The sequence below is a fragment of the Pseudomonas sp. DrBHI1 genome (assembly GCF_002205115.1).
Classification (GTDB): Bacteria; Pseudomonadota; Gammaproteobacteria; order Pseudomonadales; family Pseudomonadaceae; genus Aquipseudomonas; species Aquipseudomonas mosselii.
Genome location: NZ_NIBE01000063.1, coordinates 5615 through 21476 on the forward strand (window position 1 = coordinate 5615; position 15862 = coordinate 21476).

At 66.3% G+C, this 15862-nt stretch carries 16 protein-coding genes and 1 pseudogene; 13 read left to right on the top strand and 4 right to left on the bottom strand.

All coding sequences use genetic code 11. The features are described from left to right. The 4 genes and pseudogenes from CC207_RS27645 to cobG all read right to left on the bottom strand — a co-directional run. Positions 1 to 963: pseudogene (locus tag CC207_RS27645) on the bottom strand (precorrin-3B C(17)-methyltransferase); the annotation flags it as partial. Continuing rightward, positions 951 to 1685: a precorrin-2 C(20)-methyltransferase gene (locus CC207_RS14750; protein ID WP_175406169.1), complete on the bottom strand. Its 735-nt coding sequence runs from the start codon at positions 1683 to 1685 to the stop codon at positions 951 to 953. The gene CC207_RS14750 and the pseudogene CC207_RS27645, both read right to left, overlap by 13 nt. Continuing rightward, entirely contained in the window at positions 1682 to 2308 is a 627-nt protein-coding gene (locus CC207_RS14755; protein WP_011535884.1) for a precorrin-8X methylmutase, read from the bottom strand. Before CC207_RS14755 ends, CC207_RS14750 begins: the two co-directional genes overlap by 4 nt. After that, positions 2301 to 3626, bottom strand: coding sequence for a precorrin-3B synthase (cobG, locus tag CC207_RS14760; protein ID WP_028691284.1), 1326 nt, complete (start codon positions 3624 to 3626; stop codon positions 2301 to 2303). Before cobG ends, CC207_RS14755 begins: the two co-directional genes overlap by 8 nt. Before the next feature lie 167 nt (positions 3627 to 3793). Here cobG and CC207_RS14765 point away from each other — a divergent pair, with 167 nt between their 5' ends. The 13 genes from CC207_RS14765 (at position 3794) to cycA (ending at position 15748) form a co-directional block, all read left to right on the top strand. Next, positions 3794 to 5005, top strand: a complete 1212-nt coding sequence (locus CC207_RS14765; protein WP_028691285.1) for a bifunctional cobalt-precorrin-7 (C(5))-methyltransferase/cobalt-precorrin-6B (C(15))-methyltransferase — start codon at positions 3794 to 3796, stop codon at positions 5003 to 5005. Next, complete coding sequence (locus tag CC207_RS14770; RefSeq protein WP_028691286.1) at positions 4998 to 6092, top strand: cobalt-precorrin-5B (C(1))-methyltransferase; 1095 nt, start codon at positions 4998 to 5000, stop codon at positions 6090 to 6092. Before CC207_RS14765 ends, CC207_RS14770 begins: the two co-directional genes overlap by 8 nt. Beyond that, a complete protein-coding gene (locus CC207_RS14775) occupies positions 6089 to 6817 on the top strand; it encodes a cobalt-precorrin-6A reductase (RefSeq protein WP_028691287.1) in 729 nt (242 codons plus the stop codon). The genes CC207_RS14770 and CC207_RS14775 overlap by 4 nt, the downstream gene beginning before the upstream one ends. A gap of 82 nt (positions 6818 to 6899) precedes the next feature. Further along, positions 6900 to 7130, top strand: coding sequence for a type II toxin-antitoxin system VapB family antitoxin (gene vapB / locus CC207_RS14780; RefSeq protein WP_036986184.1), 231 nt, complete (start codon positions 6900 to 6902; stop codon positions 7128 to 7130). Further along, complete coding sequence (gene vapC, locus CC207_RS14785) at positions 7130 to 7540, top strand: tRNA(fMet)-specific endonuclease VapC (RefSeq protein ID WP_028691288.1); 411 nt, start codon at positions 7130 to 7132, stop codon at positions 7538 to 7540. The genes vapB and vapC overlap by 1 nt, the downstream gene beginning before the upstream one ends. A gap of 72 nt (positions 7541 to 7612) precedes the next feature. Next, on the top strand, positions 7613 to 8050 hold the full coding sequence (locus CC207_RS14790; RefSeq protein ID WP_088852331.1) for an NfeD family protein: 438 nt from the start codon (positions 7613 to 7615) through the stop codon (positions 8048 to 8050). Positions 8051 to 8076: 26 nt separating this feature from the next. Next, positions 8077 to 8931: an SPFH domain-containing protein gene (locus CC207_RS14795; protein WP_088852332.1), complete on the top strand. Its 855-nt coding sequence runs from the start codon at positions 8077 to 8079 to the stop codon at positions 8929 to 8931. Between the two features lie 240 nt (positions 8932 to 9171). Continuing rightward, positions 9172 to 9561, top strand: a complete 390-nt coding sequence (locus tag CC207_RS14800; RefSeq protein ID WP_088852333.1) for a DUF2946 domain-containing protein — start codon at positions 9172 to 9174, stop codon at positions 9559 to 9561. Between the two features lie 47 nt (positions 9562 to 9608). Continuing rightward, positions 9609 to 10091: a copper chaperone PCu(A)C gene (locus tag CC207_RS14805; RefSeq protein WP_028691292.1), complete on the top strand. Its 483-nt coding sequence runs from the start codon at positions 9609 to 9611 to the stop codon at positions 10089 to 10091. Positions 10092 to 10116: 25 nt separating this feature from the next. Then, positions 10117 to 10542, top strand: coding sequence for a DUF2946 domain-containing protein (locus CC207_RS14810; protein ID WP_088852334.1), 426 nt, complete (start codon positions 10117 to 10119; stop codon positions 10540 to 10542). Between the two features lie 69 nt (positions 10543 to 10611). Continuing rightward, a complete protein-coding gene (locus CC207_RS14815) occupies positions 10612 to 12678 on the top strand; it encodes a TonB-dependent copper receptor (protein ID WP_028691294.1) in 2067 nt (688 codons plus the stop codon). 58 nt (positions 12679 to 12736) lie between these two features. Then, on the top strand, positions 12737 to 14101 hold the full coding sequence (locus CC207_RS14820) for a PepSY domain-containing protein (protein WP_088852335.1): 1365 nt from the start codon (positions 12737 to 12739) through the stop codon (positions 14099 to 14101). Positions 14102 to 14332: 231 nt separating this feature from the next. Then, positions 14333 to 15748: a D-serine/D-alanine/glycine transporter gene (cycA, locus tag CC207_RS14825; RefSeq protein WP_028691296.1), complete on the top strand. Its 1416-nt coding sequence runs from the start codon at positions 14333 to 14335 to the stop codon at positions 15746 to 15748. Positions 15749 to 15862: the final 114 nt, after the last annotated feature.

Genomic DNA, 15862 nt, shown 5'->3' on the forward strand with positions numbered 1-15862 from the left:
CAGGCCGATCACGGCCAGGCGCCCCCGGCGACGGCCAACGCGGTCGATGTCGACCGGTGCCGCGGCAACGGCGTGGGCGAGCCCCATGGACGAACCCACACGCGCTTGCGGCAATGCATCAGCCAGCATCCGCTCCAGGCTCTCGGCGGCCGGGGCGAAGCGCAGGGCGACGTTCAGCGCCCGGGCAGCCTCGTGCAGGGTCGGCTCCGCCATCTCGGCTTCGCTCGCCAGCAGGCAGGCCAACGCGGGCTCGGCGATATTCGCTCGCAGCAGTTCCTCCCGCACCTGTTGCGCCAGGTCAGCGCTGCCGCCTGTGACCGCCACCACCACGCAACGCGCATGGATCAGCAGTTCATCACGGCTGGCCGGACGCAGTGCGCTCCCCACATGGACGGTGCGCCGCGCATCGTCACCTGCAGGCAACTGCGCGTGCTCGAGCCACGGCGCGTCGCCTTCGACACGCACGGTTTCGCCCGCCAGCAGGTCGGAGACGAAACGCTTGCCCTGCTCCAGATCCGCCAGTGCGTAGCCCTCGGGCGGGTTGAGCAGGCAAGTGCCGAAGCGCAGCTCGCCACTGGTGGTGATCGCCGCGCTGACACCCAGCGCCTCGCCGATTTCGCGGGCCATGACATTGACCCCGCCCAGGCCACCGAGCAGCGGCACCACGGCGCTGCCGTCCTCGGCCACGGCCAGCACCGGCGGCTCGACGCCTTTTTCGCTCAACAGCGGCGCCAGGGTGCGAATGACAATACCCGCCGCGCACAAGGCGATGATCGGCGTGTCTTGCTGATACAGATCGCGCAGGGTGTCGCCGAAGACTGCGTAGTATTGGTCGGCACCCTCCACACGCCCTTGCAGGCCATGGATCACGGCCTGTGGATAACGCTGCTGGATTCGCTGAGCGGTAGCCAAACTGCCCGGGCCGAGAATGACGATTGCCGGTGCCTTGATCATCCCTGCCATTTCTCACCCGGCACGATGATCAGCGAGAAATACGGCGAGGACTGCGGGTCGACTTCATCCAGCGCGACGATCTTCTGGTTGGCCATGGTCGCCCGCTCCACGTACAGCGCACGGCTATCCAGGCCCAGCTCGCCGAGCACCTGGCGCACTTTGGGGAAGTTGCGCCCCAGCTTCATGATCACTGCCGCGTCGGCAGCGGCCAGGCGCTGTTTGAGCTCTTCATGGGGCAGCACACCGGAGAGCACGGTGAGGGTCTGGTTGCGATACACCAGCGGCGCACCGAGTACCGAGGCGCCACCGAGCATCGAGCAGACGCCCGGAATCACCTGGGCCTCGTAGCGCGATGCCAGGCGATCGTGCAGGTACATGTAGGAGCCGTAGAAGAACGGGTCCCCTTCGCAGATCACCGCCACATCGCGGCCGGCATCCAGGTGCGCGGCAACCTGCAGACTGGCTTCGTCGTAGAAGTCGCTGATCACCTGCTCGTAGGAGAGCGGCGCGGGCAGCGCCTCGGTGGTCACCGGGTATACCAGGGGAAGCAGGATCTGTTCAGCTTGCAGGTGCGCCTCGATGATACCGAAGGCATTGCCGCGCTTGCCCTTGGCCACGAAGTACGCCACCACGGGGGCCTCGCGCAGCAGGCGCAGAGCCTTGACCGTGATCAGTTCGGGATCGCCCGGGCCCACGCCCAGGCCCAGCAGTCGTCCGCGTGCGTGCATCATTCCACCTCCGTGGCCAGGGCGTTGACCGCGGCGGCAGCCATCGCGCTGCCGCCCAGGCGGCCCTGCATGATCACGAACGGCACGCCACGGCTGTCGGCGGCGAGCATCGCCTTGGATTCGGCGGCGCCGACAAAGCCGACCGGGAAGCCGAGGATCAGCGCCGGTTTCGGCGCGCCGGCATCGAGCATTTCCAGCAGGTAGAATAATGCGGTCGGTGCATTGCCGATCACCACCACGCTGCCTTCCAGGTGCGGGCGCCACAGTTCCAGGGCCACCGCCGAGCGGGTGTTGCCTTCGGCCTTGGCCAGGTCCGGCACGCTCGGGTCGCGCAGGGTGCAGATCACCGGGTTGTTCGCTGGCAGCCGGGCGCGGGTGATGCCTTCGGCGACCATGTGCGCGTCACAGAGGATCGGCGCGCCCTTGGCCAGGGCCTCGCGGCCGGCGGTACCGGCACCTTCGGAAAACTGCAGGCCATCGATGGCCTCGACCATGCCGCAGGCATGGATCACGCGCACGGCGAGCTTTTCGAGATCGGCGGGGATCCGCTCGAGCCGGGCTTCCTCGCGGATGATCCGGAAGGAATTGCGATAGATCTCCTGACCATCGCGGATGTAGTCAATCATCAAGGTGCTCCGTCGGCAGGTCGAGCATGGCGCCTGCTTCTTCTGGGGTGAGGTCGGCGCCGCGCAGCCTGCCGAAACCCGGCAAGCGCGCGTCGCGCAAGTAAAGGTCATAGCGGCCCGGGGCGCGGGCCAGCAGGGTGGCCGGGGCCACATGGGCCATGGCGCAGGAACGTGGACAGGCGGACAGGTGCACGCTTCCCGGGGCGCCGTGGTGCAGCAGTGCGGCCAGGGCAATGGCATCGGCCTTGGTGTCGGCCTGGGCCTTGGCGCAACCGCTGGAGCCGGTGCAGGCGACGACCCGCGCCAGGGGATGTTCGTTGTCGCAGATCATGCCGGATGCCGTCAGTTGCGCGCGTGCGTTTTCCAGCTCGGTCGGTTCGAGGGAGGTCAGCACCAGGCTCTGCCAAGGCGTCAGGCGTAAGCTGCCATCGCCCAATTGCCGGGCGATGCGCGCGGCACTGCGCAACATAGCGGGCATCAGACGACCGAGAGGCGGCGCGGCGCCCAAGGCCACGCCCTGGCGCTGGAGCAGCACGCCCAGCCAGGGGCTGGTCGTCGCCGAGCGCTGCCAGGCCATCAATGTGGTGTCGATCTGGAGGGGCAGCCCTTCAAGGAAGTGCTCCACCGGGCACACCTGCAGCAATTGACGCATGCGAGACTGCTCAGGTGTCGCCAGGTCAAGGAAGCGCTCCAGCACTGCCCGCACCAACGCCAGTCCCTGCTCCACCGGTACCGCGCCCAGCGCCAGGCCATTCGACAGGCTGCTTGCGAGGCCGAACCGCAACCAGATGCGTCCTTCACGCTGCATCGCCGACAGCCACAGATCATGGGCGTGTTCGAGCATCGCAAGCGCTTCGCCACCATCGAGCTGCACGGCGAACTTGGCCGACAGCTTGTGAAACCGGGGTGTGCTTTCCAGCAGCTCGAGGATCTGCCCGGCCAATGGTCGGGTGTCGAACAGCATGGCCGGATCGAGGCCGGCCAGTGGGCTGAGCATGAGGTTGCGTACATCATCGCCCGCCGCGTCACGCGGGCCGAGCCCGGCGGCCAGCAGATGCTCGACCAGCCCACCGTGATCCTGGCCAATGCCACGGATCTGCAAGTTGGCTCGGTTGGTCGCCTCGATCACCCCGCCGGCGAAGCGCTCGGCGGCGTCGGCCACGGCATCGGCCTGGTCGGCCAGCAGCAGGCCGCCCGGTAGCTTGATCCGGCAAATGCCACCGTCGCGCGCAGCAACGATGCGCCACAACCCCGGGCAGGCCGAGGGACGGGGCGAAACTTCGGAGGACGGGGGCTGCGTCAAGGGGGTATCCGGCAATCGTGAAAGTGCGCTTCAGTGTAGAAGGCGCGGTATTATGCCTGCTTTGTCCGGCGGCATGAAAAACCGGTGGTCGAACGCTTAGACGAATCGCGGGGCAAGCCCGCTCCCACGCCCCCTCGTGGGAGCGGGCTTGCCCCGTGATCAATGATTGGTACGAGGAACAGATGGCCCCCTGGCTGACAGTAATAGGCATCGGCGAAGACGGCTTCAGCGGCCTGGGCAAACAGGCCCGGCGCGCTCTGCTGTCAGCCACGCGAATCATCGGTGCCCCACGCCAGTTGGCGCTGCTGCCCCGCTGCGTGACCGCCGAGCAATTGCACTGGCCCACCCCCTTCTCCCTGGCCCCGGTCCTGGCCCTGCGCGGCGAGCCGGTATGCGTACTGGCCAGCGGCGACCCGATGTTCTACGGTGTCGGCGCCAGCCTGGCGCGCCAGCTGCCCGCCGACGAACTGCAGGTGCTGTCGATGCCCTCCTCCTGTGCCCTGGCCGCCGCCCGCCTGGGCTGGCCGTTGCAGGAGGTACAGGTGGTCTCGGTGGTCGCCCGCCCGCTGACCGCGCTCAATGCCCATCTGCACAGTGGCATGCGCCTGCTGGTGCTGAGCAACGACGAAAGCAGCCCGGCATCCATCGCCGCGCAACTGCGCGACCATGGCTTCGGCCCCAGCCGTCTCCAGGTGTTCGAACACCTCGGCGGCCCACAGGAGCGCAGGCTGTGCGGCACCGCCGACGACTGGCCGCACGGCGACATCGCCACGCTCAACCTGGTCGCCATCGAATGCCAGGCCTCACCCGACACCCCACGTCTGCCTAGAGTAGCCGGCCTGCCCGACGGCGCCTTCCGTCACGACGGCCAGTTGACCAAGCGCGATGTGCGCGCTATCACCCTGGCCCGCCTCGCCCCGCAACCCGGCGAACTGCTGTGGGACGTGGGCGCTGGCTGCGGTTCCATCGGCATCGAGTGGATGCGCGCCCATCCCAGCTGCCGCACACTTGCGATCGAGGCCGACGAAGGCCGCCAGGGCTACATCGAACACAACCGCGACACCCTCGGCGTGCCCGGCCTGCAACTGATCCGCGGCAAGGCCCCCGAAGCGCTGGCCGGGCTGGAACGTCCCGACGCGATCTTCATCGGCGGCGGCGTCACCCGCGAAGGCGTGCTCGACCTGTGCTGGGAGCGCTTGCTGCCGGGCGGACGCCTGGTTGCCAACGCCGTCACGCTGCAAAGCGAGGTCGCCCTGGCGCAGTTCCGCGAGCAGCACGGCGGCGAGCTGACCCGCATCCATATCGCCCATACCCAGCCACTGGGCAGTTTCGACACCTGGCGCCAGGCCCTGCCGATCTCCCTGCTCGACGTGGTGAAGCCTCTCGATGCGTGAAGAAACCCGTGAACAGCCCGCGCCACTGCGCAGCGGCCTGACCACTGGCAGTTGCGCCACCGCCACCAGCCTGGCGGCGGCGCGCCTGCTGCTGACCGGGCAACGGCACGACGCGGTGGAGATCACCCTGCCCAAGGGCAAGGTGGTGCAGATGCGCCTGGAGTTCTGCCACCTCAAGGGCGACCTGGCCGAGGCCGGCACCCTGAAGGATGCCGGCGACGACCCCGATGTCACCCACGGCGCCCTGCTCTTCAGCCAGGTGCGCTTGTGCGCCGAACCTGGCGTTCGCTTCGTCGCGGGCGCGGGCGTGGGGACCGTGACTCGCCCGGGGCTGGTGCTGGCAGTCGGTGAACCGGCCATCAATCCGGTGCCACGCAAGATGATCAGCGACCATCTGCTGCAACTGGCGGGCGATTGCGGCTACCACGGCGGTTTCGAGGTGACGGTCAACGTGCAGGGCGGCGAACAGCTGGCCCTCAAGACCATGAACCCACGCCTGGGCATCCTCGGCGGGCTGTCGATCCTGGGCACCAGCGGCATCGTCCGGCCGTTCTCCTGCTCGGCCTACATCGCCTCGATCCACCAGGGCATCGACGTCGCCCACACCAACGGCTACACCCATATCGCCGCCTGCACCGGCAACGCCAGCGAAGACACCATGCGCCGGGTCTACAACCTGCCGGAGATCGCCCTGATCGAGATGGGCGACTTCGTCGGTGCCGTGCTCAAGCACCTGCGCAAGGTACCCGTGCCGCGCCTCACGCTGTGCGGCGGCTTCGGCAAGATCAGCAAGCTGGCCGCCGGGCACATGGACCTGCACAGCCGTCATTCGAGCATCGACCTGCCGCAACTGGCGGGCTGGGCGGCGGCCATTGGCGCGGACCAGGCCCTGCAACAGGCGATCGTCGCCGCCAACACCAGCCAGCAGGCCCTCGCCCTGGCGCATGCCTCCGGCATCGCCCTGGGTGACGAGGTGTGCCGCCACGCCCTGGTCTTCGCCCGCAGCGTGGTGCCGGCCCAGGTGCAGGTGGAAGTGTTCGCCATCGACCGCCAGGGTGGCATCGTCGGCAAGGCGGGTGTGGCATGAACGGGCGCATCCTGCTCCTCGGCGGCGTCACCGAAGCCCTGGCCATCGCCCGCCAGTTGGGTCCGCAACATGTCTACAGCCTCGCCGGCATCGGCCGCATTCCCCAGGACCTGGCCTGCCAGGTGCGAGTCGGCGGCTATGGCGGCGCCGAAGGCCTGGCCGAGTACATGCGCGCCGAAGGCATCGACCTGCTGATCGACGCCACCCATCCCTATGCCGCGCAGATCAGCCGCAACGCCGCCCTCGCCGCACACTGCGCCGGCATTCCCTGCTGGGCCCTGCGCCGTCCGGCATGGCAGGCGCAGCCCGGTGATGACTGGCGCGAAGTCGAGGACTGGGCCGGGCTGATCGCGGCGCTGGCCCCATTCGAACGCCCCTTGTTCACCCTGGGTCGAGAGCCCCTGCAACACCTGGACGAAATCCCGCCACACCAGTTCTGGACCCTGCGCGCCCTCGAGGCGTGCCCCGGCAATGACCGCTGCGAAGTGATCGGTGCGCGCGGGCCATTCCTCATCGACGATGAACGTGCCCTGTTCGAACGTCGGCAGATCGACGTGCTGGTGAGCAAGAACAGCGGCAGCACGGCCACCGAGCCGAAACTGGAAGTGGCGCGGGAGCGCGGGATTCCAGTACTGGTGCTCGAGCGGCCGGTGCTGCCGGAAGTGGATCGGGCATTTCACGATGCAGGGTCGCTGCTAGAGGCACTCGGCCTGTTCAAGGCCTGATCATGCTACGTATATCCCATTGACATATCCACTCCTGGAATTAAACTCCGGACATACATTTGCGCTTTCAAGGAGGCCCATCATGGAGCAAGGTGCAGTCTTCAAAAGCAACCGCAGCCAGGCTATCCGCATGCCAAAAGCCCTCGCCCTTCCAGAAGACGTCACCCGAGTGGACATCGTCGCGGTGGGCCGTTCACGTATCATCTCGCCTGCCGGCGAAAGCTGGGACAGCTGGTTCGAGGGTGACGATGTGAGTTCGGACTTCATGGCGAGCAGGGAACAGCCAGCCGACCAGGAGCGCGAAGGATTCTGATGCTCAGGTACATGCTCGATACCAACATCTGCATTTTCACCATCAAGAACAAGCCACAAGTGGTGCGCGAGGCATTCAATCGGCACCACGGCCAGTTGGCCATCAGCACGGTAACCCTGATGGAGTTGATCTACGGTGCGGAAAAGTCCGCCGCGCCGGAGCGTAATCTGGCCATTGTCGAGGGGTTCGCCGCACGGCTCGATGTGCTTGACTACGACATTCAGGGCGCAGCTCACACCGCGCAGCTACGTGCGGAACTGGCCAAGGCCGGCACGCCCATCGGCCCCTACGACAGAATGATTGCCGGCCACGCCCGCGCGCGCGGCCTCACGCTGGTGACCAACAACCTGCGCGAGTTCCAGCGTGTTCCGGGGCTGCGTGTGGAAGATTGGGTGACACATCCACGCTGACGGTCGCGAGATGGCCCTGTGCCTTGATCCTGCCGTAAAATCACCTCTCCCCTTCTGGAAGGCTCCACCCATATGGAAATGCAATGGTGGATCTGGCTCGTCTTCGGCGTGGCCCTGATCCTGCTGGAACTGGTACTCCCCACCTTCTTCATCCTCTGGTTCGGCATCGGCGCCGTGCTGGTGTCGCTCGTCTCGCTGCTCGCGCCCAGCCTGCAACTCGATATGCAGGGCCTGCTGTGGGTGGTGTTCTCATCGATCACCACCGTGCTCTGGTTCAAGGTGTTCCGCCGCAAGAAGCCAGACGTGCGCTGGACCGCCGACAGCGTGATCGGCGAGGTCGGCCTGCTGACCGCCAACGTGTCGCAGTTCCAGAAAGGCCGGGTGCGCTTTCAGAAACCGATCCTCGGCAACGAGGAATGGACCTGCGTCGCCGACAGCGACATCCCCGCCGGCGAGCGCGTGCGCCTGGCCGCCATCGAAGGCAACACCGCCCGGGTCACCCGGGCCTGAATCCGCACTAAAAGGAAGTTCGCACCATGACCAGCCTCATCGTCGTCGGCACCCTCGCCGCATTCGTTCTCATCACCGTGTTCAAGGGAGTGCGCATCGTGCCTCAGGGCGAGGAGTGGATCGTCGAACGCCTGGGCCGCTACCACAGCACCCTCAAGCCGGGCCTGAACATCGTCATCCCGTACATGGACGTAGTCGCCTACCGCCTGCCGACCAAAGACATCATCCTCGACGTGCAGCAGCAGGAGATCATCACCAAGGACAACGCGGTGATCGTCGCCAACGCCCTGTGCTTTGCCAAGGTGGTCGACCCGCAGAAGGCCTCGTACGGCGTACAGAACTTCTCGTTCGCCGTCACCAGCCTGACCATGACCTCGCTGCGCGCCATCGTCGGCGCCATGGACCTGGACGAAGCGCTGTCCAGCCGCGAGCAGATCAAGGCGCGCCTGCGCGAGGCGATGTCCGAGCAGACCGAAGACTGGGGCGTGACCGTGCGCTCGGTGGAGATCCAGGACATCAAGCCCTCGCCGAGCATGCAGACCGCCATGGAACGCCAGGCGGCTGCCGAGCGTGAGCGTAAAGCCGACGTGACCCGCGCCGAAGGCAACAAGCAGGCTGCCATCCTCGAAGCCGAGGCGCGCCTGCAGGCGGCCAAGCTGGATGCCGAGGCCCAGATCAACCTGGCCGAGGCATCGGCGCGGGCGATCACCCTGGTCAAGGAAGCGGTGGGCAGCGAGACCGTGCCGGCCATGTACCTGCTGGGTGAGCGTTACATTGGCGCGATGGAGAACCTGGCGAGCAGCGACAATTCGAAAGTGGTGGTGCTGCCGGCTGACCTGCAGGAAACCGTGCGTGGACTGCTGGGGCGTGGCAAGGTCTGATAACGCCGGGGCGCTTTGCGCCCCTTTCGCGACACGAGGCCGCTCCCACAGTAATTGCGCCAGCTTTTAGCATGTGAGCAAGACAGTTGCTCCCACAGGGAAACGTATCCTCCTGTGGGAGCGGCCTTGTGTCGCGATGGGCTGCGCAGCAGCCCCTGGTGCGGCACTTCACCGCACCCCAGCTTTTTTACCTATACTCCGCCGTACAATAGCCATCACGATTCCTGACCGGATCTCTCCATGCCCCCACGTCGGCACATCGCCTGGATAGCCTGCTTCGCAGTGCTGTTCAACCTGCTGGCCATGCCGCTGTCTTCTGCCGCGCCCAAGGGCCCGGCCGAACAGCTGCTGTGGGGGGCTTTCTGTTCCAGCATGGCCAACAAGGCCAAGGTCGATGTCCAGGCCCTGGCCAAGATCGACCTCGGTACGCAAAGCGACGACAGCGCCAGCATGATGAACTGCTGGTGCTGCCTGGGTGCCGCGCCCTTGCTGGCCCTGCCCAGCTATCCGCCGCAGTTGCACAACCCGCCCGTGCTGCCAGCGGGGCACTCGCCGCAACTCGCCGACTACCAACCCACGCCGCGCCAGCTATGGCCCGCGCTCAATCCCCGAGCCTCTCCTCTGGCCTGAGTTCACTACGCTGCCTGCCTGAACCTCAACAGATCGGAGACTCCCCCATGCTCAAGCAAGCCCTCGTCCTGGCCGCCCTGCTGCTGCCCGGCGCCTATGCCAACGCCCACGAGTACAGCAAAGGCGACCTGCACATCGCCCACCCCTGGTCGCTGGAGCTGCCGCCGAACGCGCCCAACGTCGCGGCCTATTTCGTCGTGCACAACAACGGCAAGACCGACGACCGTCTGCTCTCGGCGGACACGCCGATCAGCGCCGACGCCCAGCTGCACGAGCATGCGATGAGCGCCGCCGGCGCCATGAAGATGCAACAGGTGCAAAGCGTGGTGGTGCCCGCCGGCAAGGACCTGACCTTCGCCCCCAGCGCCTACCACGTGATGATCATGCAGCCCAAGGATCGCAGCCTGCTGACCGACGGCAAGCGCTTCCCGCTGACCCTGCACTTCGAGAAGGCCGGTGACATCACCGTCGAAGTCGCCGTGCAGAAGCAGCCACCGGCCGAGCAGGCCGCGCACGAGCACGCGCACTGACCTGATCGACTGACTGGCGCTCGCCATGAGCCTGCCGCGCTACAGCTCCGTCCGCACTACCCGCCCTGATCGCAGGCGCGTCGGTGGCGGCTGGCTGAGCCTGTTCGCCATGTGGATGATCTTCATCGGCCCGCTGGTTTCCCAGTCGATGCCGATGGAGCACCACGCCGCCATGGGCATGCCCATGGACATGAGCATGCCGATGGCGCACGGTCACGACGAGCACCACGGCCACGGCAACGATGGCCAGTTGCATGTGATGTGGGAGAAGTGTGGCTACTGCAGCCTGCTGTTCAACTGCCCCGCCCTGCCCCAAAGCCTCAGCCCGCTCAGCGCGGGCAGCGTCACCCCACCCACCCACCTCACCGTCGCCACGCGCCAGGGCCATGCCCGGCAGGCTGTATTCCCCGGCGCCCGCAGCCGCGCACCGCCCCGATCGATCGTCGCCTGAACACCACACGCTAAACGCCCGAAGCCAGGAGGCTTCGCGCTGACTCATGACTGATCGACTGGAATCATTATGTCCGGCTGCACCCCTGTTTTTGCCCTTTCCCTGCGCGGCACCATCGCCGTGCTCTGCGGCTCGCTGCTCGCGCCACTGGCCCTTGCCGCCGAAACCGGCCACGAAGGCCACATCCACGACACGGCCGAACTGAGCCCGACGGTGATCACCGCCATCGCCCCGAGCTCGCCGCTGACCGTGGTCACCAACCCCAAGGACCCGCGCCAGCCCGTGCCGGCCAGCGACGGCGGTGACTACCTCAAGACCATCCCCGGGTTCTCGGTGATCCGCGCTGGCGGCACCAATGGCGACCCGGTGCTGCGCGGCATGTTCGGTTCGCGCCTGAACATCCTCACCAACGGCGGCATGATGCTCGGCGCCTGCCCGGGCCGCATGGACGCGCCAACCTCGTACATCTCGCCGGAAACCTACGACCGCCTCACCGTGATCAAGGGCCCGCAGAGCGTGATCTGGGGGCCGGGCGGCTCGGCTGGCACCATTCTCTTCGAGCGTGAGCCGGAGAAGTTCGGCGAGTTGGGTAGCCGGGTCAACGGCAGCGTACTGGCTGGCTCCAACGGCCGCTTCGACAAGGTCCTCGACGCCGCGGCCGGCAACCAGCTCGGCTACGTGCGCTTCATCGGTAACCAGTCGCACTCGGACGACTTCGAGGACGGCAACGGCGATACCGTGCCGTCGCGCTGGGACAAGTGGAACGGCGACGTCAGCCTCGGCTGGACCCCGGACGCCGACACCTTGCTGGAACTGACCGCTGGCAAGGGCGACGGCGAGGCTCGCTCCGCCGGACGCGGCATGGACGGTTCGCAGTTCAAGCGCGAGAGCCTGGGGCTGCGCTTCGAGAAGTCCAACCTGGGCGAGGTGCTCGACAAGGTCGAGGCGCAGGTCTACTACAACTACGCTGACCACGTGATGGACAACTACACCCTGCGCACTCCGTCGGGCACCGGCATGATGGGCATGCCCATGGTCAGCAACGTCGACCGCCGTACCATGGGCGCACGGATCAAGGCCACCTGGCGCTGGGCCGACGTGCAACTGATCAGCGGCATCGACGCGCAGACCAACGAACACCGCCAGCGCGGCGGCATGGGCGTCAACGCGCACAAGGGCCAGCCCTGGACCAAGGACGCCGACTTCCACAACTACGGCGCCTTCGGCGAGCTCACCTGGTATGCGACCGGTGAGGATCGCCTGGTCACCGGCGCCCGCCTGGACCGTGCCTCGGCCCGCGACTTCCGCAAGGGCAGCGCCACCGAAGGCGACACCCGCGCCGACACCCTGCCCAGCGGCTTCGTGCGCTACGAGCACGACCTGGCGGCGATTCCGGCCACCACCTACATCGGCCTCGGCCACACCCAGCGCTTCCCCGACTACTGGGAGCTGTTCTCGCCCAAGCGCGCCCCGGCCGGCTCGGTCAACGCCTTCGACGGCATCAAGCCGGAGAAGACCACCCAGCTCGACTTCGGCATCCAGTACCGCGACGAGCGCCTGGAGGCCTGGGCCTCGGGTTATGTCGGGCAGGTCCGCGACTACATCCTGTTCGACTACCAGCGCAACATGATGGGCTCGCTCACCTCCCAGGCGCAGAACGTCGACGCCCGCATCATGGGCGGCGAACTGGGCGCGGCCTACAAACTGACCGAGAACTGGAAGGCCGACGCCACCCTGGCCTACGCCTGGGGCAAGAACAGCAGCGACGGCAAGGCCCTGCCACAGATGCCACCGCTGGAAAGCCGCCTGGGGCTGACCTACAGCCGCGACACCTGGAGCGTCGGTGCCCTGTGGCGCCTGGTCGCCGAGCAGAACCGCATTGCCAAAAACCAGGGCAACGTGGTCGGCAAGGACTACGACACAAGCTCAGGCTTCGGCGTGTTCTCGCTCAACGGCGCCTACAAGGTCAACAACAACCTCAAGCTCAGCGCGGGCGTCGACAACCTGTTCGACAAGGCCTACGCCGAGCACCTGAACCTGGCCGGGAACGCCGGGTTCGGCTACCCGGCCAGCGCCACGGACCCGGTGAACGAGCCAGGCAGGACCTTCTGGACCAAGGTCGACTTCAGCTTCTGACAACAACAAACGGGCGCGGGACCTGACCGCGCCCACTTAAGGTCTACGGGAGGCTCTAATGAGCAAACCAAACGTTTCCTTCTACAACCTTGCGTGGCGCTGGCATTTCTATGCCGGGCTGTTCGTGGCGCCATTCATGATCCTGCTGGCGCTTACCGGGATCATCTACCTGTTCAAGCCGCAACTCGATCCGTTGATGTACCGCGAGCTGATGGTGGTCGAGGCCGGCCATCACCGACAGGGCGCCGACACGCTGCTGGCCAACGTGCGCCAGGCTTATCCACAAGGCCAGGTGGGACAGTATCTGCCGCCGGTGAGCGCCGAGCGCAGCGCACAGTTCGTGGTGCATGACGGCGGGCGCGAGCTGAATGTCTTCGTCGACCCGTACAGCGGCAAGGTACTGGGCGACCAGGATGGCAAACAGAACCTGCAGGCCATCGCACGCGCCTTGCATGGCGAACTGATGGTCGGCACGGTCGGTGACCGGCTGGTGGAACTGGCGGCCGGCTGGGGCATTGTCCTGGTCGTGTCCGGCCTCTATTTGTGGTGGCCACGCGGGCGCAGCAGCGCCGGGGTGCTGTGGCCACGTTTCAGCGCGCGCGGCCGCTTGCTGTGGCGCGACCTGCATGCCGTCACCGGTTTCTGGGGCTCGGCCCTGCTGCTGTTGATGCTGCTCAGCGGCATGACCTGGACCGGGCTGTGGGGCAAACAGTATGCCGACCTGTGGAACCGCTTCCCGGCGGCCATGTGGAACGACGTGCCCAAGTCCGACAAAGAAGCCCGCGACCTCAACAGCGCCCACCGCCAGACCGTGCCGTGGGCGATGGAGAACACGCCGATGCCAGTGTCCGGCGCCCATGCCGAGCATGCCGGGCATCACATGATGGATCACGCCCCGGCGGCGCCGCAGGTGAGCCTGCAGCAGGTCGAGAACATCGCCAATCTGCGCGAGGTCGAGCCGGGCTACAGCATCACCCTGCCAAGCAGTGCTGACGGGGTGTTCACCATTGCGGTATTCGCTGACGATCCGCGCAACGACGCCACCCTGCATGTGGACCAGTACACCGGGAAGGTGCTGGCCGATGTGCGCTGGCAGGACTACAGCCCGGTGGCACGCGCCACCGAGCTTGGGGTGATGCTGCACGAAGGCAAGATGTTCGGGCCGCTGAACCAAATCGTCATCCTGCTGGTGTGCCTGATGATCCTGCTGGGCTCGGTGAGCGGGCTGGTGATGTGGTGGAAGCGCAAGCCCACGGGTGGATTGGGCGTGCCGCCGCTGCGTCATGACCTGCCGCGCTGGAAGACGGCAGTGGGGGTGATGGTGGTGCTGGGCGTCGCCTTCCCGCTGGTGGGGATTTCGATGGTGGTGATGTGGGGGGTGGATAGCCTGGTGGTGAGACGCCAGATCATGGTCAGGGCCTGATATCGCAATCGCGGGGCAAGCCCGCTCCCACGCCTGCCCTGTGAGATCAGCGTGGGAGCGGGCTTGCCCCGCGATGAGGCCGGCACCAACAACCATTGATTCCCGTCATGTCGAGCACCGCGCTGTACCGCCAAGATCGTGCCGATCTGCCACACCCGCGATTGGAACGCGACGTGATAGCCTACGCGGCTTTCGCTCACAAAAAGACTGACCCTCAATGGAATGCAGCCTATGACCCGGACCTCCCAGACACCCTCCGAAGAGCAGCACCTGCAACGCAACCTGACCAACCGTCACATCCAGCTCATCGCCATTGGCGGCGCCATCGGCACCGGCCTGTTCATGGGCTCGGGCAAGACCATCAGCCTGGCCGGCCCGTCGATCATCTTCGTCTACATGATCATCGGCTTCATGCTGTTCTTCGTCATGCGCGCCATGGGCGAGCTGCTGCTGTCGAACCTCAACTACAAGTCGTTCATCGATTTCTCCGCCGACCTGCTCGGCCCCTGGGCCGGCTACTTCACCGGCTGGACCTACTGGTTCTGCTGGGTGGTCACTGGCATCGCCGACGTGGTGGCGATCGCCGCCTACACACAATTCTGGTTCCCGGACTTGCCACAGTGGATACCGGCGCTGAGCTGCGTGGCCTTGTTGCTGTCGCTGAATCTGGTGACGGTGAAGATGTTCGGCGAAATGGAATTCTGGTTCGCCCTGATCAAGATCATCGCCATCATGGGCCTGGTCGCCACCGGCCTGTACATGGTTATAACCGGCTTCCAGTCGCCGAGCGGCCACACCGCCACCCTGGCCAACCTGTGGAATGACGGCGGCATGTTCCCCAACGGCCTGCTCGGTTTCTTCGCCGGCTTCCAGATCGCCGTGTTCGCCTTCGTCGGTATCGAACTGGTGGGCACCACAGCCGCCGAAGCGAAGAACCCCGAGCGCACCCTGCCGCGGGCGATCAACTCGATCCCGGTCCGCATCATCGTGTTCTACGTGCTGGCGCTGATCGCCATCATGGCCGTCACCCCATGGCGCGACGTGGTGCCGGGCAAGAGCCCGTTCGTCGAGCTGTTCGTGCTGGCCGGCCTGCCGGCGGCGGCGAGCATCATCAACTTCGTGGTGCTGACTTCTGCGGCCTCGTCGGCCAACAGCGGCGTGTTCTCCACCAGCCGCATGCTGTTCGGCCTGGCCCAGGAGGGCGATGCGCCCAAGGCGTTCGAGAAACTCTCGCGCCGCGCGGTGCCGGCCAACGGCCTGTACTTCTCCTGCACCTGCCTGCTGCTGGGCGCGGTGCTGATCTACCTGGTACCCAATGTGATCGAAGCTTTCACCCTGGTGACGACGGTGTCGGCGGTGCTGTTCATGTTCGTGTGGACGCTGATCCTGCTGTCGTACCTGAGCTACCGCAAACAGCGCGCGGCGCTGCATGAGCAGTCCACCTACAAGATGCCCGGCGGGCGTTTCATGTGCTACGTGTGCCTGGTGTTCTTTGCCGGCATTCTGGTGCTGTTGAGCCTGGAGGCGGATACGCGCTCGGCGCTGGTGGTGACGCCGATCTGGTTCGTGATTCTGGCGGTGACCTATCAGTTCGTGCGCAGCAGGCGTCAGCCGCGTACCGCCGTGCGTGGGGCGTCGAACAACTGATCCTGAACCCATCGCGGGGCAAGCCGGAAGTGTCAGATTTTTTGTGTGCGGGCCGGTAACGGCCTGCCGTCAGGCAGGCCCTGACTTTCACCAGGTCGGCCTGATGAACCGATC